The organism is Stieleria mannarensis (assembly GCF_014154935.1).
In the GTDB taxonomy this organism is placed as follows: Bacteria; Planctomycetota; Planctomycetia; order Pirellulales; family Pirellulaceae; genus Stieleria; species Stieleria mannarensis.
In genome coordinates this window covers 39,802-66,646 of sequence record NZ_JACEHH010000016.1, presented here as the reverse complement: position 1 = coordinate 66,646, position 26,845 = coordinate 39,802, and the positions used below count along the sequence as shown (strand labels likewise).

Here is a 26,845-nt window from a genome sequence, read left to right as displayed (position 1 = left end):
CGAGCCTCCCTTGCCTAACCCCCTTCCCCTCGCATCGTTTCTCGACGAAGTCTTTTTTCTCTATTCACTCGCCGGAGTCCTCGCCGGTGCGGTGTTGATGATGGGCTATCAACGCTGGAAAGCGGCCGCCTACAAGATCCGTCTGGCGGAAAAAGCCGACAAGTTGATGGACGAGGCGAACCGCGAGGCCGAAGCGCTGCGGACGCAGATCCTGTTGGAAGCCAAAGAGGAGGCGCTGGAGATCAAATCCAAAGGCGAGGCGGAGTTGGCCGAATCGCGGCGTCTGCAACTCAGCCGCGAACAGATCCTCGATCGCCGAGCCGAACAGCTGGATAACCAGGAAGCCGACTTGCGTAAGCAGCAACGCGGCCTGGAAAACAGCCAACAACGCCTGGACGCCGGGCTGAAATCGCTGACTCAACAGCGCGACGAGCTGAATGAGCTGGAACGCAAACAAAAAAAGGTGCTCGAAGCGGTCTCCGGGATGACGCGTGCCGAAGCGGCCGAGCAACTGATGAAGGCGCTCGATGACGAATTGGAACACGAACGCGGAAAGCTGCTGCTGAAGAAAAAGAAGCAGATCAACGAGACGATCAAGCAGCAGAGCCGCGAAATGCTGCTCACCGCGATCCAACGCTACGCCTCGGCATTCACCGCCGATTCCACCACCAGCACCGTCGACGTCCCGACCGACGACATGAAGGGCCGGATCATCGGTCGCGAAGGACGCAACATCCGGGCGTTTGAAAAAGCCACCGGCATCGACGTGATCATCGACGACACGCCCGGCGTGGTGATCGTCAGCGGGTTCGATCCGGTTCGCCGCGAGATCGCCCGACGCGCCCTGACCAGTCTGATCGCCGACGGGCGCATCCACCCCTCGAAAATCGAAGAGGTCGTCGAGGAAACGAAAAAGGAGATCAACCAACTGGTCATGCAGAAAGGTCGCGAGGCGGCCGATGAAGTCGACGTGCCGGGGCTGAGCGATCGATTGATCGAGATGCTCGGCCGGCTGCACTTTCGCACCTCCTACAGCCAAAACGTGCTGCGACACAGTATCGAAGTCGCGTTTCTGTCCGGGATGATCGCCGAGATGCTGGGGATGCGCGGCGACCTGGCCCGCCGCTGTGGATTGCTGCACGACATCGGAAAAGCCGCCGATCACGAACTCGAAGGCGGTCACCCGAAGATCGGCGCCGACCTGCTGCGTCGGCACAGCGAATGTGCCGAAGTCGTTCACGCGGCGCTCGGCCATCACGACGAGATCGTGGTCGAACACCCCTACACCATGGTCGTCGCGACCGCCGACGCCTGCAGCGCCAGCCGCCCCGGGGCGCGTCGCGAGTCGTTGGAACGCTACATCAAACGGATGGAAGAATTGGAATCCATCGCCCGGCGGTTTGACGGCGTCCGCGAAGCCTATGCGATCAGCGCCGGTCGCGAGCTACGTGTGATCATCGACAGCACGACCACCAGTGATGAACAAGCCGCCGTCGTCTGTCATGAAATCGCCAAAGCCTTCGAACGCGAACTGCTGTACCCCGGTGAAATCAAAGTCACCGCACTGCGCGAAACGACGTTCACCGAAGTCGCGAAATAGCGCACCCTCCGGCGGATGGCGAGATCAGCTGAGTGGCGTTACCCAACATTGACTCAATCATTTCGCCTCGAATCATTCTGCTCCCTTGCTGCCTCTTACCGATTGGCCGGACACCATGCTCGGGCGGAGTGGTAGGAAGATTATTGGGGTAAGAAAATTGGCCGAATCGAATGAGAGATGCATCGCATCATCTTCTTACCTCCAAAATCTTCTTACCTGATCCCCATCAAGAGTGGAAAAACCGGGCGTCAAACCGACTTTTGATAGATCGCCGTCAGCAATGCTTCGGTGTCTTTGAACTTCTTCTTCGTTGCCAAGGCTTCGTCGATCAATCGCCGCGCTTCGGCCTCGGCGTGTCCCAGCGTGATCAACGCGTCGAAGGTTTCGCTGACGACTTGATTGCTTTCCGAATCCGTCTCGCCGGCCGGGCCGGCCTGGTCGACCATCAACGCAAACCGCGGCATCTTGCGTCGCAGTTTGGCAATGATCCGTTCGCTCGTCGCCGGTCCGATCCCCGGCAGTGCCGACAACCCCTTGGCGTCTTGCTGTTCGATCATCACCGCCAACTCTTTGACCGGACGGACCATCGCGCGGAGCGCCTTTTTCACGCCGACGCCGTCCACGCTGCAAAACAGGTCAAAGAACTGCCGCTCCGGCTCGGTCGCAAATCCGACCAACCGCGGCGTCAACCGACCGCCTCCCTGCGCGTTGCCTTCGATGTAATCCATCGTGTGCAAGCGGATCGATTGGCCGACTTTGGATTGCAGTTGCCGGCGCGTGTAGTCGCCGACCAAAACCTCGTATTCGAACGGCGAGGACTCAATCGCGATCGACGACTCGGTCACCTGCGTCAGCTTTCCGGCGATGTTCAGAATCACGGGTAATGCAATTGGTATGGGGAAACGGAATAGCACACTCGTCCCCAAGGGTCGCCTTGGCGCGAGTGCGGATGATGATGAAACGACAGGCTGGAAGCCTATCCCACGGTGGGCGATGCGAACAGCGGATTGTGGCTGAGGTGAAAGCCGCAGACGGCGATCGCCAGGGCGTCGGCGACGTCGGCCGGCTCGGGGACTTCGGCCAAGTTCAATTGCAACTTCACCGCCAATTGCATCTGGTGTTTGGGCGCATGGCCGTTGCCCGTCATGACCTTCTTAACCTTCGTCGGTTCAAAACTCTTCACGGGCACTCCGGCGGCTGCGGCGGCCAAGCAGATCACTCCGCGGGCGTGGCCCATCAAGATCGCGGTCTTGGGCCGCGAGTAGTGGGAAAACAATTGCTCCAGGGCCAGGAAATCAGGCTGATGCTGTTCGAGGACCTCCGCCACGCCGCTGTAGATCTCCAGCAACCGCGATTCGATCGATGCCTTGGCCTTGCTGCGAACGATCCCCGCTTCGATCAATTGGAATTGGCCGTGACGGACACGAATGACGCCGTAACCGGTGGTGTTGAGCCCCGGGTCAATGCCCAGAATCTTTACCGGCGTCTGACTTGCCGCGGCACCGCCCAACTTGACCGCCGCATGGGAGTTCATGAGGTCAATTCCCAGCTGGTGCCTTCTTTCTTGTCCAACAGTGCCACGCCGAGTTCGCCGAGACGATTTCGGATGGCATCCCCGGTCGCATAGTCTTTGCGCTCCCGGGCTTCCTTGCGGAGATCGATCAACAAGTGAATCGTCTTGTCGAGCAACTCTTGGGCGACTTCATCGCCGCCGCCGGCGACTGGTGGTTTGCCGAACAAACCCAGCACGTTGGTTAGCTCTTTCATTGATCGCATCGCTGCAATCAACGCGACAACCTCGGGCAATTGAGCATCCGCACCGGCGGCGAGCGTGTTTTCGTTCAGATAACGATTCAGCAGGCGCAACCAATCGAACAGAATGCTGATCGCCGCCCCGGTGTTGAAGTCATCGTCCATCGCGGCGATGAATTTTTCTCGCAGCGAGTGCACCTGTTTCAGCAAGTCGTCCTTGCCGGGATCAAAATCGCCCTCCGCACGCGTCTTGGCAGGTTTCAGACCGTCGTCGTCATAGAAAGAGATTCCCGTGATTTCTTCGAATCGCTCGAACAGCCGATAGAAACCATCCAGTGCCGAACCGGCTTCTTCCAGCCCCGCTTCGCTGTACAGGATGGTGCTGCGGTAGTGGGTTCGCAGCAAGAAAAATCGGATCCGGGTTCCGGTGTGGCGTCGGATCAGGGCGCTCAAACCGCCGTCGCCCTTGGAGCGGCTGATTTTCCCCGCCGCCGCCTCTTCGGCCGATTCTTCACGGTCGCCCTTGCCACCGAGCTTTCCCTTGCCTTCGGATCGCATCAGCCCGTTGTGCATCCAGTACTTGACCATCGGGGCGTCGTGGCAGCATCCGCTTTGGGCCAGTTCGTTCTCGTGGTGCGGGAACATCAGGTCCAACCCACCGCCGTGGATGTCGAAGGTCTTGCCCAGGATTTCGTGGCTCATCGCCGAGCATTCGATGTGCCAACCGGGTCGGCCGCGTCCCCAGGGGCTGTCCCAGGAAATCTCCCCGGGTTTGGCCGATTTCCAGAGCGCGAAGTCACCGGAGGAACGTTTCTTCGCAGCCGCCTCGCCGCCTTCGCCCTGCTGGTCATCGACGCTGCGATTAGAAAGTTGGCCATAGTTGGGATCTTTAACGACGTCAAAAAAGACGTCGCCGTCGACTTCGTAGGCGTGACCTTTTTCGATCAGCTGCTCGATGAAGCCGATGATCTGGGGCATGTGGTCGGTCGCCCGCGGCATGTAATCGATCTGGTTGACGCCCAGCTCGCGCAGATTGGCCATGTAATCGGCCGTCATCTCCGTGGCGATCTGGGACACCGGCAGATCGCGCTCCTTGCTCTTGTTGATCAGCTTGTCGTCGACGTCGGTGATGTTGACCACCCAGGTCGGCTGGTAGCCGCTGTAGCGCAAGTAGCGTTTGACGGTGTCAAAGATGACGGGGCCGACCATGTGGCCGATGTGTGATTCGGCATACACCGTGGGGCCACACAGGTAGATCCCCACCGCGGGCGGAGAAATCGGCTCGAAGGGCTCTTTGGTTTTCGTCAGCGTGTTGTAGACGCGAAGCTGGCTGGCTGGCTTTGTCACGGTCGGTGGGCAGGCAAAAATGGAGTGACGGGGCGAAAGATGCGAATTGTAGAGATGCAAGGGGTTCCCGCCGAGCCCGATTCACCGAACAGATCCCAAGCAGCTGGAGAAGGGCGGCGGGATTGGCAAAACAATGGGGGCAAAACAATTCCATCGACCGGATCCGCCTGGCCCGCCTCCCCATCATTCTGCCCCGTATCATTCTGCCTCTCTGCACGGGCCGCTCGCTGACCGGCCTGTTGATTTAGTCGAAATGAAACAGCTAACGATTAGCCGATGGGCGCTAGCCCCGGTTTTGCGGCGGCGAGAACCGCGGCTAGCGCCGTGCGGCTGATTAGATCAACAGGCCGTGACGCTTCCCGCTGGCATCCTCCTGCCCGGTCCATCGCGTGTCGGCCTCGCGCAAGTCCGCCAAATCCGCCGAACCCTCCTCGGCGCCAAGGTTCCTTGGGCCCCTCTCATTGACCAAACCGCTTGTCGCAAATAGATTTACGCCCGCTTGGCCGAAACGAGGTGAAATCGATCGGGCCTCCCAGGCGGATCACAGCGGTGATTCGCGGCGACACCATGCCGAGCAACCACGCCCCCGATGACTCCCGAGTGACTCCTACTTTCTCCACGAGCGACAGCGGCGCCGGTATACGTAAGTCCTTGTTTTGACTGAAGATAGCGACACACACTCCGCACGCTCACGCCCCTTCTGAGACGGTTTCGATAGAGAACAACCATGGCGAACAAGATGGTCTATTACTTCGGTAAAACAAAAACCGAAGGCAAAGGCAAACCCAAAGCTCTCCTCGGCGGTAAAGGATTGAACCTCGCCGAAATGACCTCCATCGGACTTCCGGTCCCCCCCGGATTCACGATCACCACCGAAGTCTGTGACCAGTACTACAAGGCCGGCAAGCATTTGCCAGAGGGCCTGATCGACCAAGTCGGCAAAGCGATCCGAAAGCTCGAAAAGGAGCTCGGCAAAAAATTCGGTGACGAGGAAAACCCGCTGCTGGTCAGCGTCCGCAGCGGTGCCGCGGTCAGCATGCCCGGGATGATGAATACCATTTTGAACCTGGGGCTGAACGACCAATCCACCGAAGGGTTGGCCAAAGCGACCAAAAACGAGCGATTCGCCTACGACGCCTACCGTCGACTGATCAACATGTTCGGCGACGTGGTGATGGGCATGGACCACCATCAATTCGAAGTCGCGTTTGACAAGATCAAGAAAAAGTACGACGTCACCGACGACACCGAAGTGCCCGCCGAGGGCCTGAAAGAGCTGTGTGAAGCCTACAAAGAGGTCTACAAGGAGCACACCGGCGAGGTGTTCCCCCAAGACCCGGTCGCCCAATTGGAACTGTCGATCAAGGCCGTTTTCGGATCCTGGAACACCGACCGTGCGGTCAAGTACCGCGAGATCGAAGGCATCCGCCACCTGCTGGGAACCGCCGTCAACGTCCAGTCGATGGTCTATGGAAACATGGGCGATGACTCGGGCACCGGCGTCGCGTTCACCCGAAACCCCAACACCGGTGAAAACAAGTTCTACGGCGAATTCCTGATCAACGCTCAGGGCGAAGACGTGGTGGCGGGGATCCGTACGCCCCAGCCGGTCGCCGAAATGCCGAAGTGGAACCGCGCGATCCACAAAGAGCTGCTCGAGGTCAAAAAGACGCTCGAAAACCACTACGCAGAAATGCAGGACATCGAGTTCACGATCGAGCGTGGCACGCTGTACATGCTGCAAACGCGAACCGGAAAACGAACCGGCATCGCGGCGGTCAAGATCGCCTGTGACCTCGTCAAAGAAGGGCTGATCGACCAAAAAGAAGCGGTCATGCGAGTGCCGCCGAATGCGTTGACGCAGCTGTTGTTGCCCAGCTTCAAAACCACCGCCCGCAACGCCGCCGAAGTGCTGTGCAAGGGCATCAACGCCTCACCGGGTGCGGCAGTCGGCAAGCCCGCCTTCACGGCCGAAGAGGCTCGCGAACGGAAAGATGCCGGCGAAGAAATCATCCTGGTGCGTCGCGAAACCAGCCCCGAAGACGTCGACGGCATGAGCGCCGCGGTCGGCATCCTGACCAGCACCGGTGGTGCAACCAGCCACGCGGCCGTGGTCGCCCGAGGCTGGGGCAAGTGCTGCGTCGCCGGTGCGTCCGACGTGCAGATCAACGAAAAGAAAAAGCAGATGAAGGTCAATGGGAAAACCATTGGCGTCAACGACGTGATCAGCCTGGACGGAACGACCGGCGAAGTCATGCTCGGGGCCGTGGAAACGCAAGAGCCCAAGCTGTCCGGCGACTTCGCAAAACTGATGAAGTGGGCCGACGAGTACCGCACGCTGGCCGTGCGAACCAACGCCGATTCGCCCGCCGACAGCAAGCGCGCCCGCGATTTCGGTGCCGAAGGCATCGGGCTGTGCCGTACCGAGCACATGTTCTTCGAGCAAGACCGAATCATCCACATGCGGGCGATGATCCTGGCCGAGGAAGAGCCGCAGCGACGCGAGGCACTGGCCAAGCTGCTGCCGTTCCAACGCAAGGACTTTGAAGGCATCTTCAAAGCGATGTCCGGCCTGCCGGTCACGATCCGTTTGCTGGACCCGCCGCTGCACGAGTTCCTGCCCCATGACACGGCCGCGCAAAAAGAAATGGCCACCGAATTGGGTGTCAAAGCATCGGACATCAAGAAACGCATCGAAGCGCTGCACGAAGCCAACCCGATGCTCGGCCACCGCGGTTGCCGCTTGAGCATCACCTACCCCGAAGTCTTGGAGATGCAGGTCCGAGCGATCACCGAGGCCGCGATCAGCTGTGCCAAGAAGAAGGTCAAGGCGCACCCGGAAATCATGATTCCGCTGGTCGGGACCTACCAAGAGCTGGCATTGCTGCGGAAAAAGGTCGAAGAGACGATCGAAAAGACCGTGGCCGCCAAGAAGTTCGATGGCAACCTGGACATCTCGATCGGCACCATGATCGAAATCCCGCGTGCCTGCCTGACGGCCGACGAAATCGCCGAGCACGCCGATTTCTTCAGCTTCGGCACCAACGACTTGACCCAAATGGCGTTCGGCTACAGCCGTGACGACATCGGCGGCTTCCTGCCCGACTACCTGGATCAAGAGATCCTGGAAGTCGACCCGTTCCAATCGCTGGACCAAACCGGTGTCGGCCAGCTCGTCGAACTCGGCGTCACCAAAGGCCGCTCGGCCAAGAAGGCGCTCAAGATCGGCATCTGTGGTGAACACGGCGGCGATCCGAGCAGCGTTGATTTCTGCCACCGAGCCGGGCTGAACTACGTCAGCTGCAGCCCGTTCCGCGTGCCGATCGCCCGCTTGGCCGCCGCCCAAGCAGCGATCACCAACGGCTAGGGCATCGGCAATCGACCGAAATCAGGAAAAGACTCGGCTGTGTTCAGCCGGGTCTTTTTTTTGTGCCAGCCCACGTAGCGGAACTCGCCAAGAGTTTCGCCCCCCGGCAATCGTGCAGGACGAAAGCCTTGGCGGCTTCCGCTACGCCACACCGCCTACGTAGCGGAACTCGCCAAGAGTTTCGACCCCGGGCAATCGTGCAGGGCGAAAGCCTTGGCGGCTTCCGCTACGCCACACCGCCTACGTAGCGGAACTCGCCAAGAGTTTCGCCCCCGGGCGGTCACGCGGGACGAAAGCCTTGGCGGCTTCCGCTACGGCTGCAAACAATGCCGATTGGCCATGCTGATGCCGCTGACAATCGCGCCGACGATGCCGACAAACCCCTGATCGGTGCCGCACAGGAACACGTTCGGCAAATGGGTCGTGCCATCGAGTTGCTTGGTCGGCGCGCCGTAGACCGCCCCGTTGTCGTGCCAGGTGAAGCGGCGAATCGTCTTGGGGGTGAACACGTCGGTGTCGATCACGTACTGACGAAAATCCGGCATGAAACGCACCGAAGAGGCGACGGCCAATTCGTACTGCCGTACCTTTTCCGCCTGGTACTTCGCATCGGGCAGCTCGCACCAGCGATCATGGTTGGCCAGCGTCGTGATCCGCAGCACGCCATCAGGCAACTCGCCTTCGTCGTCTTCATAGATGTAATTGTTCGGCGAACAGATCACGCCCGTCCGCGCGTCGCACAGGTCATCGTCGGGGCGATTCCAATGAAACGAATCGCTGTCGTTGTAAAACACAATCGTTCGATCGAACCCGAACGACTGGGGCATTCGATCCAGGATCGAGATCGATTCGATAAACGAGAGTTTTCCGGCCCGTGCGACGTCGACTTCGGTCACGTCGTCGCACAGCCGCATCGTTTCGATGTTGCCGGCCGAAGACAGAATCCGGGTCGCAGTCAATTCGATCCCGTTGTCCAGCACGACACCGGCGGCGCGGCCGTTTTCCACATGGATCCTCGAAACGCCACTTCGAAGCTTTAGCTCGCCGCCGAGCCCACGAAACTTGCGGACCAGATTCTTCAGGATCACCCGCACACCCTTGAACGGACGCCCGAATCCTTCCAGATAGCAGGCCCGAAACATGATGCAGAACTGGCCGAAGTCCATGTCGTTTTCACGGGCGTTGCCGTACCACATCAACGGGCAGAGCAACATTTCGATCAGCAGCGGTTCGCTCAAATGCTCCGCCATCACCTCGCGCGCCGACCGCATGAACCGCTCGTCGGTCCCGTCCATGTCGGAATAATCCAACAACGAGTCACACAGCGAGCGGAATCCATCGACCTGGCCGGGGAACCGCTCCGCGATCTCGTTTTCCAGTAACCCGATGTCGTTGCTGAAATCCAGTGAGACACCGGGAAAGCGGATCGACGACCCGATTTGCTCGGCAAGCTTGAAATCATCCCAGCGGAAACGCAGCTGCCGAATCAGCTTTGCCAGCGGCCCCTTCTTCGTCCCCCGCTTGGCATAATTTGTCATCGCATGAAGGCCGACGTCATAGTCGCGCCCCCCCATGCGGTAAAACGAATTCAGGCCGCCGATCGTGTAGTGGCGTTCAAGAATACAGACACGTTGGTCGTAGTGGGCCAGACGGATCCCGGCTGCCAAGCCACTCATCCCGGCGCCGATGATGATCGTGTCGTAATGTTCGGCTACGGACGGCTCGGTCACGAGAATTCCAACGCTTTGACGGCCAAAGCCGCGGGATCAGGTTTTGACGATGTCACGCATCTTGGGCTCCAGGTACGCCACTGTGGACGCCATGCTGGCCAGCTCCCCGTACTCCTCTTCGGGAATCTGGACGCGGTGCCGCTTCCGCAGCTCCATCACGATGTCCAGGAAATCCATGCTATCGAGTTCCAGCTGTTCCCGGAACGCAACATCGTCTTTCAGATCGTCCAGGTCTTCGTCCGGCGAAATGTCTTCGAGAATGTCCAGGATTTCGTCGCGGATTTCGGCAGGCGTCATTGCTATTCGAGATGGGGTTGAAAGCGGGCGGATTGAAAACGGTGCGGAAGCAGGAATTGCCGGGCCGCCCATCTTACCGCCTGGAGATCAAATTTCGAAGTGCCCGAGAGCGACGAAATTTGGATTCCCCGCCGCGGCCAGCGAGCAGAACCACTTCTTCACCGAGGAGCTCAGTGGGTTTAGGCAAAACCCTTCCGGCAGGCATCGATGGCCAAACGAATCGGTCCGCAATTTAACGCATGGCACCCCTCTCCCCAAAACAGATCGCACAAACAGATTTTGACCGCAGAGTGACGGTGACTGCGATCTGTTTTGGGGAGAGGGGCTGGGGGTGAGGGGCCTTACACCCGACCAAGTTCCGGCCGGCTGCCCCCCTCATCCCCAGCCCTTCTCTGTGCGCAAAGCCGGGGGAGAAGGGAGCCATTTCAAGTTGCGTAGACACAATGTCTGCAAGGAGGGCCAAGCCCTGCGAGAGACATTCACTTCGCCCCAGGCAGCGTCTGAAATCAAGGCGCTGCCGAATCACACCCGGCCGATGATCACGACCGAATTGATCCCGAGCATGCCGAAAGAATTGTTCAGGACGTAATCGACCTTGCGGTGCTCCTGGGCTTCGTTGAGCACCAACCCGGGCAAACGACAATCTTCATCGAGCGTGTCGACGTTGATCGTGGGGTGGACGACGGAGTCGCGGAACGACGACAGATTGCCGGCCAGTTCCAACGCCCCGGCGGCGCCCATCGCGTGCCCGATGTAGCTTTTGGTGTTGTTGATCCGCACATTCTCGCAACCTTCGAAGACGCTCCGCAGGGCGGAGCATTCCTGGGCGTCTCCGCTGGACGTTCCGGTCGCGTGCGTGCTGACGATGTCGATCTGGTCGGGTTGCAGCCCGGCCCGCTTGAGCGCCATCTGCACGCATTCCGCCTGCCGCTCGGGATTGGGCAACACAAAGTCGGTCGCGTCGGTATTCATCGCGTACCCGACCAGTTCGCCGTAGATTTCCGCGCCCCGCTTCTTTGCGTCGCCCAGCCGCTCGAGCGTGTACAGACAGCCGCCCTCGGCGACCACAATGCCGCTGCGGTCGACGTCAAACGGACGCGACGCCTTGGCGGGATCCTCATGGCTGGCCAAAGCGTTCTGGCTGTTGAAGCTGGCGAAAATCCCGAACGTGTGAATGCTTTCGCTGGTCCCCCCGGCGATCGCCACGTCACATTCGCCCAGCCGCAGCATTTGCGCCCCCTGGATGATCCCGGCGTTGCCGGCGGCACAGGCGGCCCCGATGGTGTAGTGCGGCCCGGTGACTTTCAGATTCAACGCGATTTCACCGGCGGGGTTGTTCGCCACCGTGCGGGGATTGTGGTGGTGCGACCAACAACTGGTGTCGTAGTCGAATCCCTTGATCACATAGATCTCGTTCTCGGTTTCCACGTTGCCGTGTTCGGTCACGCCGACGTAGATGCCGACGCGTGATTTGTCGGTGTTTTCCCAGTCGATCCCCGCATGCTTGATCGCTTCGTTGGCCGCGTAAACGCCGACGCTGCCGGCACGTGTCCCGCGGCGGAGGTCTTTTTTGGTTTGGTACCGGCGGGTGTCGAAGTCACAGATGCCCGCCAGAGTCTTGCCGAAGTAGCGGATTTCATAGGGTTTGACGCCGCTGCGTTTCTCCAACAGGGCCTCGCGATACTCGCCCCAGTCGTTTCCGTTGGGGGCGGTCAATCCGATTCCGGTGATGACGATGCGCTGGTCGTCGGGTAATTCAGAGGCGAGATTGGGGGCGATCACTGTGCTGGCTGCCGGTGGGGTCAGACTGGTCGGGTAGGTTTCAGGTGCATAGAAATCACCTGTCCGCGAACGCCCGAAGGTACCAGTTACGAAATCACCGATCAATGGTCAGCGGGGTGGGTGGCGGGGCACGTCCGGGGTCCGGTCATTCCGGTAAACTGAGCCAATCCGTTGCCGCCGCCGACACGATGATCGCCTCCCGATGGTGTTCCGATTCGCTTGAATTTCGCGGCGAGCCCGTCACGGATGCGTCCGACGACTCGCCGATCGCCCCTTTAGCCCGCCGCCCCGATTTCGCCGTATCCGTTTTGTCCACGCTGCCTTCATCTCCGACCGCCAGCGACGCCGTGCGACAAAAATGCCGGCAAACGCTGGATCGTGTTCGCAGCGAATTGCTGGCCGCCCGTAACGACGCCGGGCACTGGACCGGTCAGTTGGCCGCCAGCGCGCTCAGCACCGCCACCGCCGTCAGCGCGTTTTCGGCTGTCCTGATCAACGGTGATCCGCCCGGGGGCGAATCGCTGCGAGCGATGGTCCGCCAGGGGATGGGCTACCTGCAAACCCAGCAAAATCCGGACGGCGGATTCGGCGACACCGACCGCAGTCATTCCAACATCGCGACCAGCTACCTGGTCCTATCGGCCTCAACGCTAGCCGAAACCATCGGCGAATCACCGCTCGCTCCGACCGCCGTGCAGCAACTGAACCGGTACTTGGACCAAGCCGGTCGACTGGACGGACTCCGCCGACGCTACGGGACGGACAAAACGTTCGTCGTGCCGATCATGAACAACATGGCGATCGCCGGACTGATCTCCTGGGACCAGGTCGCCGCGCTGCCGTTTGAAGCGGCTGTGTTTCCGCAATCGATGTATCGCTTTTTGCAGATGCCAGTGGTCAGCTATGCGATCCCCGCGCTGGTGGCGATCGGCCAAGCACGTCATTTCCTCGGTCGCCGCGCGATCGCCCCGGTCCGGCTGATCCGCTCGCTGTGCGTCCGGCGAACTCTCGCGGTGTTGGAACGGATGCAACCGGCCAGCGGTGGTTATCTCGAAGCGACCCCGTTGACCGCGTTTGTGGTGATGAGCCTGGCGGCCACCGGACGATGCGACTTGCCCGTCGTGCGGAACGGGTTGCGTTTTCTAACCGAATCGATGCTTGACGGCGGGTGCTGGCCGATCGATACCAATTTGGCGACCTGGGCGACGTCGTTATCCATTCACGCGTTGGCCTGTGACCCGGCGGACGACGGTAATTGGTACAGCGAACAGTTGGCCGACTGGCACCTGGGTTGCCAGCATCTGACGCGACATCCGTTTACCGGTGCCGAGCCGGGGGGCTGGGGCTGGACGGACTTGAGCGGCGCGGTCCCTGACAGCGATGACACGCCGGCCGCCATCCTCGCTCTCGGACTGATGCGTCCACACGCGGACGCAAATCGACAGACCCAAATGCACGCCGCGATGATTCGCGGCAGCCGCTGGCTGATCCGGCTGCAAAACCGAAACGGCGGCTGGCCGACGTTCTGCCGCGGCTGGGGAAAACTGCCCTTTGATCGCAGCAGCACCGATCTGACCGCCCACGCACTGCGGGCTCTTTGGTCGATTCCTGTTCGCCCGAAAGACACACGGGGGCCGGGACCGAGCCGAGCGGTTTTTGACCGGGCCAACCGCAAAGCGTTGCGATATTTGTCACGGCAACAACAGGCCGATGGGTCCTGGATGCCGCTTTGGTTCGGCAACCAAGATCGCGAGGACGAATCCAACCCGATCTACGGAACGGCAAAAGTCCTGATCGCGGGCGGGATCGCCCCCCGCCAAGAAGCGGCGGCATGCGACTACCTGTTGCAGAACCAAAACGCCGACGGCGGCTGGGGCGGGGGACCATCGGTCGCGGAAAAAATACGCTCCCTGGTCGAATCGGATTCCGAGGTCGGCTCGATCGCCCCGAAAATCCCCGCTGGTTTGCAAAGCAGCGTGGAAGAAACGGGGCTCGCCGTCGAAGCGCTCGCGACGGTGATCCTCCGCCACCGAGACGCCCCCCCCGCCGTCGGGCCGCAATCTGAAAACGTCACCGCGAATCTGCGATCCGATCGCTTGGCAGACGGGTTAACAAGGCAACGACCAGAATGTTCTGCCGCAGACAGTTCCGCCGCTGTGAACGATGCCTTGGTGGCGGCTATACTACGCGGGGTCGAATTCTTGATGCAAAGTGTCGAGGATCGGCGACATCAAGTGGCATGGCCGATCGGATTCTATTTTGCCAAGCTCTGGTACCATGAACGCTTGTATCCGCTGATCTTCACCGCCGCCGCGCTGGGAAAAACGCTCCGCGTGTTGGCCGAGAATCACGACCCGAATTGGCCTCGATGACGATCGGTCCTCCGGTCCCAGGCTACAGTGAACCCACCTTAGATTCCCGCACCATTTCTCGCCCCGAGGTAATCGGTTTGTCGACCGGATACAGCCCCAGCGATGCCACTGCCAGCCAAACCGTCCCCCCATCGCCGTCGGATTCCGCATCCTCAGACGCCAGCGCAGGATCACGCAGCCGACGCCGCAAGACGAGCCACTTGAAGGAGGTCCCCGAAACACTGGAGCTGCGCGAAAGTCTGCGCGCCCGCTGTGAACAGGTCGCCGATCGATTGGACCGCAGCGTCCCGATGACCAAAGACGAATTGGAGCAAGTCGCCCGGCGAACGCTGGAAGAAGCCGATTTGCCCGAATCGCTGGTCGGCTGGGTGATGGTGATGATCAGCACCTCGTTCTGGCGTCACGCCCTGGAAGGGGTTCCGCCGGAGCGCCGCTTGTTCCTGTTGCCTCACTGCCTGAAACACGCCGAGGGGTGCCCGGCGGAGTACGATGAGTTCGGCATGAACTGCAAAGAATGCGGGGCGTGCAGCATCGCCGACTTCCGCGGACTGGCCGAAGAAATGGGCTACCGCGTGCTGGTCGCCGAAGGTTCACCGGTGGTGATGAAGATCATCGTCGGCGGGTACGTCGATGCGGTGATCGGCGTGGCTTGTTTGAACGTCCTGGAAAAGGCGATCGACAAGGTCTTGTTGGCGGGGATCCCCTGCATGGCCGTTCCGCTGCTGAGCAGTGATTGCCGAAACACCAAAGTCGACGAAGCGTGGGTCGACCAAATGATCCGCACGCCCTACAAGCCGGCCCAGCAGGAGACCCGCAGCTACGTGCACCTGATGCGCGCCGCGGGCGATCTGTTCCTGCCCGAGACGCTCGAAGCGAACGCGCCGCGTTTGCGTGGCAAATCGGCGTTCGGCACTGGAGACCTCTCTGCCCAGAGCGTTGCCGCGATGGATGCGGTCGAAGCCACCGAACACATCGCGTACGACTTCCTCGCTCGCGGCGGAAAACATTCGCGACCGTTCATCACGCTCGCAGCCTACGACGCGATGACCGGCGGCGATTGCACCGGCAGCAACGCGGCCCGCGCAATCGCCGAGCTGCCCCAATCGGTCCGCAGGGCCGCCCTCAGCATCGAGACGTTTCACAAAGCCAGCTTGGTCCACGACGACATCGAAGACGACGATGCCTTTCGCTACGGCCAACCCTCGCTGCACAAAGTCTTTGGCATCCCGACGGCCATCAACGTCGGTGACTTCCTGGTCGGCATGGGCTACCGCCTGATCAGCGACCGCAGTGCGATGGCCGGCACCGGTGCGGCCGCCCAAATCGATGTGATGGATTGCTTGGCCGCCGCGCACATGCGACTCGGTGAAGGCCAGGGTGCCGAACTGCTGTGGCGTGACGGCACCGATCGCCGGTTGACGCCGCTGGATGCGTTAAAGATTTATGCGCTCAAGACATCTCCGGCATTCGAGGCCGCTCTGTTCAGCGGCGTTCGCCTGGGCTGTGGCGACGATGCCGACGGCAAGGCGAACGAATACCGCGAGTCAATCCGCACCTTCAGCCGAAACCTGGGCGTCGCCTTCCAGATCCTGAACGACCTGGGTGATTTCGCCGGCGACAATGACAACAAGCTCTCCGCCGGCGGCGACATCTTCGGCGGGCGACCGACGTTGTTGTGGGCGTTGGCGCTCGATTCGCTCAATGAGCACGACCAACACGAACTGCTCGGTCTGGCCAGTGCCGATTGCACACTCGGCGACGCCGAACGACTGAGCGCCGTCCGTGGGCTGTACGAAAAAGCCGGCGTCTTTGACACCGCATTCCGGCTGGTCGACAAACATCAGCAACGCGCCGAACAGGTCGCCGATAAAATCGAACCCGACTCGCTGCGGCGACTGCTGTACTTCCTGGTCGACACCGTGCTCGAACGCCCCGAGATCCAGACCCCCAAGGTCGTCTCGCTGGGCATCGCCGCGGCCACGGTGTGAGTCGGTCGACGCACAAGCCATCCCTTCTTTCTTCTAACGTCCCCCGAGCGGATTCATGGTTGCTGGGCTTTCCAAAGACGACGCCGACGTAAAAATCGAAACGCTGTTGGCAGAGTTCTATGATCCCGAGGCGGGGTTCGCCCAGTGGGGGCAGTGCCGTTCGACACTTCGGATGCCCTCGCCCTACGACGAATTGCTCAATCATCATTCGCACATGACCGTGACCGTCGAGTCACATCATGGCGACAAGGTCGACGTCGTCGTGCACCGTCATCACCGCCATGCCGATGACCACGGCGATTGGTACGTCCGCGAGATCACGCTGAAGACCCAGACCAGCGGCAAGGTCGTCCAGTACGGAATCGTCCGATTGAATGTCTCCGCCCTCGCCCCCGAAGTCTGGAAACAGATCGAATCGCGACAGACACCGCTCGGACGTGTTTTGATCGAACACAATGTGCTGCGCGAAGTCCAACTCTGTGAGCTCTGGGAAATCCAGGCCGGACCGGCGTTGGCCAGCCTGCTGCACGCCGAAGCCGGAGACACCGTTTACGGGCGAACCGCACTGATCTACTGCGACGGCGAACCCGCCATCGAACTGCTGGAAGTCGTCGCCAAGTGACCCGCCCCGTGGGATAGGCTTCCAGCCTGTCAATTCTCACCACATGCTTCCCATGCCCAATCCCCTCCGATCGCTCGCCCTGGCCTGCCTGCCACTCTTCCTCGCCACCACCTGCGCCGCCCAATCAATCGCAGAAAACCAACGGTGGGCGATCGAAGCACGCCGGGCCCTGGACCAACAAGACTACAAGACGGCATCCGAAGCCGCCGGCAAGATCGCCGAGGCACCGGCAACGGACGAATTTCAACGCGTCGCCGCGGACACGCTGCTTCGCTGTGGCGAATCGAAACGCGCGATCGAGCTGTTCGAGCAGTACCTGACCCAACGCCCCAACGACCGCCCCTACCTGTGGCAACTTGGCATCGCCTATTACTTCGACGGACGATTCAAAGACGGCGCCAAGCTGTTCGAAGTCCACCGCACGGTGAATCCCAACGATGTCGAAAATGCGGCCTGGCATTTCCTCTGTGTTGCGAAAGCCGAATCTCCGGAGAAAGCAAAGCAACTGCTGCTGCCCGCCCCCAACGATTCCCGCGCCCCCATGGAGGAGGTCTTGCAGATGCTTCGCTCGGGCGACAGCGGTCCGGTCAAACAACGCATGAATTCATTCGCCCCCGGTTCGGCTGCGGCGCGGTCGGCCAATTTCTACGGCCATTTCTATCGGGGCCTTTACGCCGATGCCCTGGCAGACACCGCGACCGCAAAAAAGCACCTGGACATCGCGGCCAAACACGCACCGGCAAATTACATGGGCGACATCGCCAAGGTTTACGCCGCACACCTGAAGCCGTAGCTGTCGCCCACGCCGTGCGTGACGATGAACCTTTCAATGCCAGCCCGACGCGTAAGCGAGGGGTCAGACGGCGCCCCTCGCTTACGCGTCGGGCTGGCAAAACGACTTGGATGCCAACGCGCCGAATAGCTCAACACGGCCAAGACTTTTACCGCAACCCTCGCGCTACACCTGATCCGGTTTGGCGGTCGCCTTCATGATCGTGAAGAATGAAAACGGATTGGGCTTGTAGCGTTGGTCGATGCGAATCGGCAATTCACGCAACACCTCCTCAAGCTCCAAATCGGTCCGCCAACCGAGTCGCTTGGTCACATTGCCCGCCGAATCGACCACGCGGGCGATCAAGGGATTGTCGCTGCGAAAGTGGTTGATGATTAAAATCTTCCCACCCGGTCGGCAGACGCGAACCATCTCTCGCATCATCTTGGCCGGATTGGAAACGACACTGACGGTGTGAAAGGACGTCACGACGTCAAACTGGTTGTCAGCGAACATCAGCTCCTCGGCATTCATCGGCTGAACCGAAATGTGCCCCCAGCCCTTCCGGTCGATCAGCGTTTGCGCTTCGGCCAGCATCGATTCCGACAAGTCGATGCCGGTCAATTGGATGTGCCGAGGATAGCTTGCCAGTGACAGCCCCGTGCCGACGCCGACCTCCAAAACCTTGGCACCTTCGGGCAACGGCATCGCGCCGACCGCGGAGCGAATATTCTTCCCGGCCACGGCGGGCCAAAACGCTTGGTAGGCCGGCACCAGGTTGTGATACAGCTTCGCCGCGTGGGGGACTCGCGACCGTTTATGCTCCGGATCGGACTTGTCTTTGGAATCTTGCGGGTGCGGCGTGACAGTGCTCATCAACAATTGCTCTCGGACGGCGAACGCCAGGTGGGATGGTTGGTGGGCTAGTATAGCGACACCGGGAGCGTTTACGGCGCGACGCCCCACCCGATGTTTTCGGCTAGTCTGTAGCGGACAGCATTGCAAATTTCGCCCCGCCGTCAAATCGGCCCCGACACGCCTGGCGAACCCCAAAGCATGGCAGGCCAAGGATTTAGGGCCGATCCCGACGCAGTGCCTCGGCGACAATTCGGAGCATTTATTACGTTCCCGTTACAAACCAGCCGCGGCTCGCTCGGGAATCCTTGCGGCGACCGGTCGACAGATCATCGGCTTGACCAAACCACCGCAACGTCGAGCGAAGGGAGAGGCAAAGACGCTGAGCTAGCACAAAACCCTCCCTGGCAGGGAGGGTGAACTACTTGCTTGATCGCTCCATGTCCTAACTTGATGCCTCTGGGGGCGACAGGAGCGTGACGCCCGCCTCAGCTTTCTTGGGCCGGTCCGTCCCGGCGGTCGGATCGCTCCGCCACGGGACGCTTGGCGGTCGAATCGCCCGGCGAGCCCGATTGGCCTTTGGACGCGTCACGAGACGACGGCGATTGCCAGATCCCAGCGGGGCCAACGACCAAGGTTTCTTTCAGCCCATGAACGGACTCGATCGTCAAGCTTGGCAGAACCGACCAGGTAGATGGAGTGATCATCTTTTAACCTATGAAAAATGCCCGCCGTGGTTCGGCGAGCGGTAGCGAATGGCGATGCACACTGAACAACCTCGCCTATTGCACCGCCCCACTTCGGTTTGATTTGACGTTCCCGGCAATCAAGGTCCGCACGGCAGGACGGTTGAGACGATTAGAGGGAACTTACAACCAATGTGACGGAAAAACCAAGCCCGATTTCAAAGCGTAGTGCACCGCATGAAAATTGACTTCTTGATCACCGAGTTGAACGTCGGCGGTGCCGAGAAAACGCTGACCGAATTGGCCCTCGGGATGCATCGCCGCGGGCATCGCGTGCGCGTCCTCTCGATCGGCTCGCAACCCACGCCAGAGCGTTCTCGATTGGTCGATCGACTGGCTGCTGAATCAGTGCCACTCGAATTCGGCGGCTTTGATCACTGGAGTCAAATGCTAGCGGCACGACGATGGCTAGTACGCCGCTTTCGCGACTGCCCCGCAGAGCTGTGCCAAACCTTCCTCTTTCATGCCAACTGCTTGGGAACCTCCGCGGCCAAACGCGCCGGCGTCCCGCACGTCATCGGCGGGCTTCGTGTCGCAGAATCCAAACGCATCCGATTGTCCGTGGAGGCTCGAGCGCTGCGGCGGATGAATCACGTCGTCTGCGTCAGCCAACAAGTCCGGGCGTTTGCGATCAAGCAGCTGTCGGCCAACCCTCAATCCTGTTCGGTCATCCCCAACGGAGTCGACATCGCGACGTTTCGAGACGCGGTCGCAACCGACTGGTCACAAATCGGCTGGCCCGGCGACAGCCAAGTCGCGATCTTTGTCGGACGGCTGCATCCCCAGAAAGGGATCGAGTTGATTCAGCAACAATACGACTCCCTGTTCGCCGCCCACCCCGACCGGCGACTGCTGATGATCGGAGACGGCCCGCTGCGAGAGCCGTTGATGCAATGGGCCGATGCGATCGGGCACGACCGAGTCCAAATTCTGCCGTGGCAAAACGACGTCGCACCGTTTCTAAACGCGGCCACGCTGCTGTTGCTCCCGAGCCACTACGAGGGCATGCCGAACATCGTGATGGAGGCGATGGCCGCCGGATGCGTGACCGTTTGCAGCCGTGTCGAAGGCAGCGCCGAACTGCTCGGCGACGCATCCGGCCAGCGCTGCAAGGCTCAAGGCTTCGACCCTGGTGACGGTCCCGCCATGGCACGGCTCGCCGACGCATTCTTCCGCTCGAGCGACCTTCGCCAAACCATCGCCGACGCCAACCAACAACACCTCGAGCAGAACTTCTCCAACCGCCAAATGCTCGACCGCTACGAAACACTCTACCGATCGCAAGTGTAGAACCGTTGTCCCCAACTGTTCCCCCGTGACCGCCTTGCGGGCACCCCCGACCGAGCAAAGGGGACGGGGGTTGAATCCAATCGATGCAACGACGGACGATTGACGTCAACACACGTCCGTGCCGCCGTCACGCCTGACCGACAATACCGGCATTTGGCTCTGCTTGCGAGCCTTGCCGATCAGTTTCATCCATGCTTCAACGTGAGCGTCCTCGCTTGAAATGAGTCTGATGTCAGGGGGCGGGACCCGCCATCCTGTTGGGCACAGTTGGATTTGTTTCTCCGCAAGAAGTTTTCCATCGATCGGTCTGAATTTTCGCGATTTCTAAAAGTTTGGTCATCCATGGCGACCGTTTCAGCGACTGTACCGGTGAACGCAATGGAGAACCATGAACAACCCAGCGCCAGAACGACCGAACGAAGCGAATCTTGTGATTCGATGCCAGCTTGGCGATCAGGACGCTTGGCGTGAATTGGTGCAGCGTTGGAACCCGAGACTGATCGGATTTTTAGGCCGGATGTCAGACGATTCCCACAAAACCGACGACCTCTTGCAATCCACATGGCTGCGTCTCGTTCGCACCATCACCCGTCTCGAACAACCCGATCGTTTCGCACCGTGGGCCTATCGCATTGCCCGCAACACGCTCAACGATCAGTTGCGTCAGCGATATCGGTCGCCGTCGCTGGAACCAAACTCCATCGCAACAGAACCTTCAGCGTCAGACGAGACTCTGGACCGTTGGATTGAGTCCGACGAAATCATGATCGCGATGCGTTCGCTCGACCGGCACGATCGACTGGTCATCAACCTGCATTACTTCGAACATCTGACGGTGGCCGAGGTCGCCGACGTTTGTCAAACACCGGTCGGCACGATCAAGTCTCGCTTACAACGGGCTCGCCGGCAACTTCGCCAATACCTCGAGAACGAAACTCATCAATGAATAGCCCCCCAGCAACGAATCAAACCGATGACCAAATCTTCGCGATCGTACAACGAGAATTGTCGGCGCAGCGACGATCGGTTCAGCGACTTGCATTGTTAAGTGCGATTGTCATGACGGGGATCGTCTTGGCGCTTTGGATCACCGAACCGCGTCCATTGCCCGTGCATTTGCACACGTCCTTCGCCGCGATGTCGGCGCTCGGATTGACTTGGATCATCATCCTTGGAAATATTTTGCTCCGGAAGAATTGCCCGACATCGTGGGACCGCATCGCAACCGCTTGGGCCGGTTTGGTCGGTGGCGTCGGTTTCGCGATTGCCTCGCCCCTGGTCTGCATGATGCGTGGTGAACCCATTGCGGCCGTTTCGTTCGGACTGGCAAGCGGCTTCTTTGTTGCAGTCGCTGCAATGCATGTTCGCAGGGCGTATCGCTGGCAGGACGATCTGCGACAGAGACTGGCGATCGACCTCGAACGTGCCAAAGACCTCGATGCGGCAAGCAACGCCGGTGGAGATTGAACGCCGGGTCCCGTCCCGGTATCCCTGGGCGTACAATTAAGCGATCTTTCCAATCACTGATTGCGTATGGGGGCAAGACAGCCCCCGGTGGCGTCGGACTCTCGCGTGCGTCCAATGAAATGGACGCCTGTGGAATGCGCACGCTGCCCCTTTCCCCCAACCCAATTCCTATGGCTATCCAGCGAAATCAAACTCGCCCGGTCGCGATCGGCGACATCGTCGTCGGCGACGGCAACCCGATTGCCGTGCAAAGCATGACGGCGACCAAGACCCAAGACATCGACGCCACCGTGGCCCAGGCAGAAGCCTATCGTCAGGCCGGGGCAGGCGTCGTGCGAATCGCCGTTGACAGCGAAAAAGACGCCGCCGCACTGGCCGAGATCCGGAAACAGACCACCGCCAACCTGGCTGTCGACCTGCAAGAGAACTTTCGGTTGGCCGAAAATGTCGCCCCGTTTGTCGACAAGATCCGCTACAACCCCGGACACCTGTACCACCACCAGCGTGACAAACCTTGGCAAGACAAGGTCCGGTTCATCGTTCGACAAGCCCAAGAGCACGACTGCGCCATCCGGATCGGCGTCAATTGCGGCAGCGTCGACCCGGACAAGAAAGCTAAATACGACCCGGCCGATTCGATCACGCCGATGCTTGAAAGCGCCCTGGAACACTGTGAATTCGTCGATTCGCTGGGATTCGAGCGCTACGTCGTTTCACTCAAAGACAGCGATCCGCAAAAGGTGATCGAAGGCAACCGACGCTTTGCCGAGCGACGCAGCGAGATCCCGCTGCATCTGGGGGTGACCGAAGCCGGGATGCCGCCCGAGGGAATCATCAAGACGCGGATCGCGTTTGAACAGCTGATCGGTCACGGCATCGGCGATACCGTTCGCGTTTCGCTGACGCTGCCCAACGACCGCAAACCCGAAGAGATCGCGGCGGGACGTGACATCGTCGACGACATCTATGCCGGACGTGTTCGCACCGTCGTCAAACTGAACGAGCAATCGCTGAACATCATCAGTTGCCCGAGTTGTTCGCGGGTGGAAAACGAAGCGTTCATCGATCTGGCCCAAAGCGTCAAAGAAATGACCGAGTACGCCAAAGATCACGACATCACGATCGCGGTGATGGGGTGCCGCGTGAACGGCCCGGGGGAAACCGATGATGCCGACCTGGGGCTATGGTGTGGCCCCGCCAAGGTGAATCTGAAGCGTGGCACCGAAGCGTTGGGAGCGTTCGGGTACGACGAAATCTTGCCACGCTTGCGACAAGAGCTGGACGCCATCATTGCAGCCAAATGCTGAAAATTCTGCTGACCAACGATGACGGCATCGACGCGCCGGGGATCCACGCCCTGCACGAAAGTGTCCGCCACGCGATCGCGGTGCACCGGCCACACGAAGACGTCGAAATCATTGCCGTCGCGCCGGATCGATGCCGCAGCGAATGCGGGCACAGCATCGTCACGTCACACCCGCTGACGGTCAAAACGGTTCGCGAAAACTGGTACAGCGTGGACGGGACGCCGGTCGACTGCATCCGGGTCGCCCACTACGCGATGGAATTTCAGCCGGACATTGTGTTTTCGGGGATCAACGCCGGAGCCAACCTGGGCGTAAACCTGATGATCAGCGGCACATTTGCGGCCGCTCGTGAGGCCTGTCTGCTGGGGATCCCGGCGCTGGCGGCGTCACACTATCGCCGGCCTGACGTCCCGCGCACCTGGGAACACACGTCGATTTGGTTGGAACAGACCATCGAGGAATTTTTGTGTGCGGCAGTCGACCGGCGCGACGACCACCCCGCCCCGCCACTCTGGAACGTCAACCTGCCAGCCGTGTCGCCCGACACCGTCCGGATCCCCGAGCGGACCGAATGCGACGTCGACCGTTGCCCGATCGATCGAACGGGAAGGATCGAACCTGGGGGGCGCGTCCGGTTTGAACTCGATTTTCACGGTCGGCCTCGTGAACCGGGCCGCGACGTGCAACACTGTTTCGACGGCCGCATCACGATCAGCAAGCTCGGTGTGCACCCGTCGCCGTGATTCAGAATGGGCGCATGCCCTCGGAGCCCCGGTGTTTTCACATCGGGGCGATAGCGGAAGTCGCCAAGACTTTCGTCGTGATCCACCGGGAACCGAAACCCTTGGCGAGTTCCGCTACCGGGGAACCGACAGCCCGCCGATCACGCCTCTGCCTTGCTAGCAACGGCAATGGTTGCTTCGCCCATCGGCGCGGTGTTGGGGGCGTTTCCCGAGGGAGCGACCTGACTTTTTTGCAATTCGCCTCGTACGATTCGGACGTTTCGCGGCGCTTCGATGCCGATGGCGACTCGGTTTCCCGAGATCCGATTGACGGTCAGAATGATGTCATCACCAACCATCAACTTTTCACCGGCTTTGCGACTGAGAACCAACATGAGCTTTCTTCCTTGATCTTGGGGAGTCTAAAAACGTTCATTGCGTCGGAACGGAAGTACAAACCGCGTGCCAATTGCGAGCTCAGAACACGCAAAGCATGTCCAAACATCGGCGAACTTGAGTAAATCCGCCCAAAAAAGTCAAACTTTTCGACATCGCCGAGAGGCAAAAGCGGCTTTGCTGGCAACCGCCTGTCGTGCGTTAATAACTCATCCTGGAATGCTTGTCGCGAATTGAGACAGGTGCCCTGGTCGGCGTGTCTTCCTGACGCTGGTAGAGTTATCAGCGCCGGGTCTGACACGGCTGGTCATTCGACCGCGACAGGTCCGGTGCTATACTCCAGATGCGGGGCGGGCGCGGCTGAGGAATTGAGCGCGGCTTGCCGATATAGAAGAGAGCGATGAAACGAACGATGCACCTAGACGACCTACTGAAGGACTGGGAATTCAATCCCCACACGTTGAACGTCCGGATGGTGAAAGGAAACGACGGACGCGATGTGATCCAGATGCGGGTGGACATGGGGGTGCTGCAACTGGAGACGACTGGGCGCCCCGATGGTACGCCGATCGAAGGCCATCCGACGTATTTGGAATACCTGCAAGAGGCGGTCCTGGAGGAACCCGATTTAGAACTGGACGAAGACCAATGCATGGAAGTCGATCGCGAATTCATGCAGTTCTACCACCGCCGGATCTGTTGGTTGCGTCTGCAGTACTACAACCGCGCGGTGATGGACGCCGATCACACGCTGCGTTTGATGGATGTCAGCGAGCGGGTCAGCCCGGACGAGGAGTGGTCGCGATCGCACGAACAGTACCGCCCCTTTGTGCTGTTCCATCGCACACAGGCGGCCGCCCTGGGCGCGTTGGAGGAAGAGGAGTCCGGTGAAGGGGCGGTGATGGCGATCAACGCCGGACTGGAAACGATCCGCCAATTCTTTGAAAAACACGAAGCCGACGAGCACTTCGAGGAGGACGAATTGGTCGTCCGCTTGGTCGAATTGCGAGAAACGCTTCGCAGCGAGTACGAGGTCGGCCAGACGCTCCGCGAGAAACTGACCGCGGCAGTCGAACAGGAGCAATACGAGCTGGCGGCCAAGTTGCGCGACGAACTGAATCAGCGCGAGCTGGAATAAGAAACACGCGCAAACAAAAACGCGTGCGAACCAGGGGGCGGCCCCCTGATCCGCACGCGTCGCCATGCCTTCTTGGCGATCGTGACCAAGCTTCCCGCGGCAGCGAAACTCTTGGCGAGTTCCGCTACGGGTGGAGCGTTTCAGACGGCCGCGCCCAGCAAGTCCATTTCCTTGGCCAAACGCTTTCGCGCGACGTGCAAACGTCGCTTGATCGTTCCGATCGGTGCCTGGAAGGCGTCGCTCATCTCGATCAGGGTTTGACCGTTCAGGTAGAACGCGGTCAACGTTTCTTGATCCAACGCGCCCAGGCGATCGATGCTGGATCGAACCGCAGCGGCTTGCTCGCGGCTCTCGGCCACTTCATCCGGTGCGTCGTCGGTCACGCAGGTCGCTTCCAGGGTTTCTGGATCGCAGGCGATGGCCGATCGATTGCGGGTCACGCGGTTGATGGCCATGCGGTGCACGATCTGTCGCAACCAACCGCCGAACGCCTCGGGCACTCGCAATTGGTCGATCTTTTGCATCGCTTGGATGAAAACGTCTTGGGCCAGTTCGTCGGCCTCGTCCGCGTTGCGGACCCGGCTCATCGCCCCGGCGACGATTGCGGATCGGTATCGGTCGAACAGTTCGCCGAACGCATCTCGGTCACCGCCTTGGGCGCGGACGACCAGTTCGGCAACGCTCAATTGTCGCAGATCCATTGGGTTTTCAGTCGTGGTGTTCATCGCTCGGTTCCTTCCGAAAGCTGACCGGGATGGCGGTGGAGCCCGCACGGGGAAAATCAGCGTCTTCGGGTGTCGGCTTGATCGCCGTGATCGCAACGTCGCGCTCGTTTGGTGGCGCTCCGCGTTCACGGTGATTGATCAAACCAGGTTGATCGTCAGGTTGAGGCGAGGCGGAGCGTGAGAAGCGGTCCCGCCTCAGATGGCGGTCGTTCACACGCTCGGCTTGGATGTATCTGTCGCGGCTGACAAACGTCTGGTTTCCGAAATCGGTGCGATGGCTTGATTCCCAGCTCAGGCCAGCAAAGCGGGCCGGTCGAGCAGCAGGGATGACTTGAAATCAGGCGATTTCAGGTACAACTCGTCAAACACATCACCGATCGAGTCCGGTTTGAAAAACCCGTGTCGTCGGCGACACCGGTTTCGGCACGGACCATCGGCTTGGCAATCGCGGTGGGAATGAAAAACCTGCCTCTGGCAAGCTTTCCTTCTCTCTCTCAGCCTCTGCGTTGCAGAGCAGCTGAGCCACGTTTGGCCAGTCCGAGTAGCCGCACGGTGAGCGGTAAACGTTTC

Annotated in this window: 22 protein-coding genes; 12 read left to right on the top strand and 10 right to left on the bottom strand. The window is 60.3% G+C overall.

Annotated features, from left to right (window positions below; genetic code table 11):
* Positions 1 to 10 precede the first annotated feature (10 nt).
* Positions 11 to 1,600 (top strand): ribonuclease Y, encoded by a 1,590-nt coding sequence (rny, locus tag H1B37_RS12775; protein ID WP_286177694.1) that lies wholly within the window; start codon positions 11 to 13, stop codon positions 1,598 to 1,600.
* A 248-nt stretch (positions 1,601 to 1,848) separates the two neighbouring features.
* Here rny and ruvA read toward each other — a convergent pair whose 3' ends face one another.
* From ruvA to cysS, 3 genes are all read right to left on the bottom strand, one after another.
* Complete coding sequence (ruvA, locus tag H1B37_RS12770) at positions 1,849 to 2,478, bottom strand: Holliday junction branch migration protein RuvA (RefSeq protein ID WP_182867048.1); 630 nt, start codon at positions 2,476 to 2,478, stop codon at positions 1,849 to 1,851.
* Between the two features lie 98 nt (positions 2,479 to 2,576).
* Complete coding sequence (gene ruvC, locus H1B37_RS12765; protein ID WP_220498189.1) at positions 2,577 to 3,071, bottom strand: crossover junction endodeoxyribonuclease RuvC; 495 nt, start codon at positions 3,069 to 3,071, stop codon at positions 2,577 to 2,579.
* Between the two features lie 59 nt (positions 3,072 to 3,130).
* Positions 3,131 to 4,699, bottom strand: coding sequence for a cysteine--tRNA ligase (gene cysS, locus H1B37_RS12760; protein WP_353620829.1), 1,569 nt, complete (start codon positions 4,697 to 4,699; stop codon positions 3,131 to 3,133).
* Between the two features lie 727 nt (positions 4,700 to 5,426).
* Between cysS and ppdK the strand changes: the two genes are divergently transcribed.
* Positions 5,427 to 8,066, top strand: a complete 2,640-nt coding sequence (gene ppdK, locus H1B37_RS12755) for a pyruvate, phosphate dikinase (protein WP_182867046.1) — start codon at positions 5,427 to 5,429, stop codon at positions 8,064 to 8,066.
* A gap of 311 nt (positions 8,067 to 8,377) precedes the next feature.
* Here ppdK and H1B37_RS12750 read toward each other — a convergent pair whose 3' ends face one another.
* From H1B37_RS12750 to H1B37_RS12740, 3 genes are all read right to left on the bottom strand, one after another.
* Entirely contained in the window at positions 8,378 to 9,796 is a 1,419-nt protein-coding gene (locus H1B37_RS12750) for a phytoene desaturase family protein (RefSeq protein ID WP_353620828.1), read from the bottom strand.
* A gap of 36 nt (positions 9,797 to 9,832) precedes the next feature.
* A complete protein-coding gene (locus tag H1B37_RS12745; RefSeq protein WP_147866671.1) occupies positions 9,833 to 10,093 on the bottom strand; it encodes an acyl carrier protein in 261 nt (86 codons plus the stop codon).
* 522 nt (positions 10,094 to 10,615) lie between these two features.
* A complete protein-coding gene (locus H1B37_RS12740; protein ID WP_182867045.1) occupies positions 10,616 to 11,875 on the bottom strand; it encodes a beta-ketoacyl-[acyl-carrier-protein] synthase family protein in 1,260 nt (419 codons plus the stop codon).
* A gap of 104 nt (positions 11,876 to 11,979) precedes the next feature.
* On the opposite strand from H1B37_RS12740, the gene H1B37_RS12735 reads away from it, so the two are divergent.
* The 4 genes from H1B37_RS12735 to H1B37_RS12720 are packed head-to-tail and all read left to right on the top strand — an operon-like array spanning position 11,980 to position 17,650.
* Positions 11,980 to 14,247, top strand: coding sequence for a prenyltransferase/squalene oxidase repeat-containing protein (locus tag H1B37_RS12735; RefSeq protein WP_286177693.1), 2,268 nt, complete (start codon positions 11,980 to 11,982; stop codon positions 14,245 to 14,247).
* Positions 14,244 to 16,235, top strand: coding sequence for a DUF116 domain-containing protein (locus H1B37_RS12730; protein ID WP_182867044.1), 1,992 nt, complete (start codon positions 14,244 to 14,246; stop codon positions 16,233 to 16,235). The genes H1B37_RS12735 and H1B37_RS12730 overlap by 4 nt, the downstream gene beginning before the upstream one ends.
* 55 nt (positions 16,236 to 16,290) lie before the next feature.
* On the top strand, positions 16,291 to 16,857 hold the full coding sequence (locus tag H1B37_RS12725; RefSeq protein WP_182867043.1) for a hypothetical protein: 567 nt from the start codon (positions 16,291 to 16,293) through the stop codon (positions 16,855 to 16,857).
* Between the two features lie 52 nt (positions 16,858 to 16,909).
* Positions 16,910 to 17,650 (top strand): tetratricopeptide repeat protein, encoded by a 741-nt coding sequence (locus tag H1B37_RS12720; RefSeq protein ID WP_182867042.1) that lies wholly within the window; start codon positions 16,910 to 16,912, stop codon positions 17,648 to 17,650.
* 165 nt (positions 17,651 to 17,815) lie between these two features.
* On the opposite strand, the gene H1B37_RS12715 is transcribed toward H1B37_RS12720, so the two are convergent.
* Both H1B37_RS12715 and H1B37_RS12710 read right to left on the bottom strand, forming a co-directional pair.
* Positions 17,816 to 18,505, bottom strand: a complete 690-nt coding sequence (locus H1B37_RS12715; RefSeq protein ID WP_182867041.1) for a class I SAM-dependent methyltransferase — start codon at positions 18,503 to 18,505, stop codon at positions 17,816 to 17,818.
* Between the two features lie 467 nt (positions 18,506 to 18,972).
* Positions 18,973 to 19,191, bottom strand: coding sequence for a hypothetical protein (locus H1B37_RS12710; RefSeq protein WP_182867040.1), 219 nt, complete (start codon positions 19,189 to 19,191; stop codon positions 18,973 to 18,975).
* A gap of 216 nt (positions 19,192 to 19,407) precedes the next feature.
* Here H1B37_RS12710 and H1B37_RS12705 point away from each other — a divergent pair, with 216 nt between their 5' ends.
* The 5 genes from H1B37_RS12705 (at position 19,408) to surE (ending at position 24,037) form a co-directional block, all read left to right on the top strand.
* Positions 19,408 to 20,520 (top strand): glycosyltransferase, encoded by a 1,113-nt coding sequence (locus H1B37_RS12705; RefSeq protein WP_182867039.1) that lies wholly within the window; start codon positions 19,408 to 19,410, stop codon positions 20,518 to 20,520.
* A 388-nt stretch (positions 20,521 to 20,908) separates the two neighbouring features.
* The gene (locus H1B37_RS12700) at positions 20,909 to 21,466 is read left to right on the top strand and encodes an RNA polymerase sigma factor (protein WP_182867038.1); all 558 of its coding nucleotides are present in this window, start codon (positions 20,909 to 20,911) and stop codon (positions 21,464 to 21,466) included.
* Positions 21,463 to 21,987 carry a hypothetical protein gene (locus H1B37_RS12695; RefSeq protein WP_182867037.1) on the top strand — a complete coding sequence of 175 codons (525 nt, stop codon included), beginning with the start codon at positions 21,463 to 21,465 and terminating at the stop codon, positions 21,985 to 21,987. Before H1B37_RS12700 ends, H1B37_RS12695 begins: the two co-directional genes overlap by 4 nt.
* A 170-nt stretch (positions 21,988 to 22,157) precedes the next feature.
* Positions 22,158 to 23,294: a (E)-4-hydroxy-3-methylbut-2-enyl-diphosphate synthase gene (gene ispG, locus H1B37_RS12690; protein ID WP_182867036.1), complete on the top strand. Its 1,137-nt coding sequence runs from the start codon at positions 22,158 to 22,160 to the stop codon at positions 23,292 to 23,294.
* Positions 23,288 to 24,037 (top strand): 5'/3'-nucleotidase SurE, encoded by a 750-nt coding sequence (gene surE, locus H1B37_RS12685; RefSeq protein ID WP_182867035.1) that lies wholly within the window; start codon positions 23,288 to 23,290, stop codon positions 24,035 to 24,037. Before ispG ends, surE begins: the two co-directional genes overlap by 7 nt.
* Before the next feature lie 140 nt (positions 24,038 to 24,177).
* On the opposite strand, the gene H1B37_RS12680 is transcribed toward surE, so the two are convergent.
* Complete coding sequence (locus H1B37_RS12680) at positions 24,178 to 24,411, bottom strand: carbon storage regulator (RefSeq protein WP_147866680.1); 234 nt, start codon at positions 24,409 to 24,411, stop codon at positions 24,178 to 24,180.
* Between the two features lie 401 nt (positions 24,412 to 24,812).
* Here H1B37_RS12680 and H1B37_RS12675 point away from each other — a divergent pair, with 401 nt between their 5' ends.
* Positions 24,813 to 25,550: a UvrB/UvrC motif-containing protein gene (locus tag H1B37_RS12675; protein ID WP_182867034.1), complete on the top strand. Its 738-nt coding sequence runs from the start codon at positions 24,813 to 24,815 to the stop codon at positions 25,548 to 25,550.
* A 140-nt stretch (positions 25,551 to 25,690) separates the two neighbouring features.
* Here H1B37_RS12675 and H1B37_RS12670 read toward each other — a convergent pair whose 3' ends face one another.
* The gene (locus tag H1B37_RS12670) at positions 25,691 to 26,275 is read right to left on the bottom strand and encodes an RNA polymerase sigma factor (RefSeq protein WP_182867033.1); all 585 of its coding nucleotides are present in this window, start codon (positions 26,273 to 26,275) and stop codon (positions 25,691 to 25,693) included.
* Positions 26,276 to 26,845: the final 570 nt, after the last annotated feature.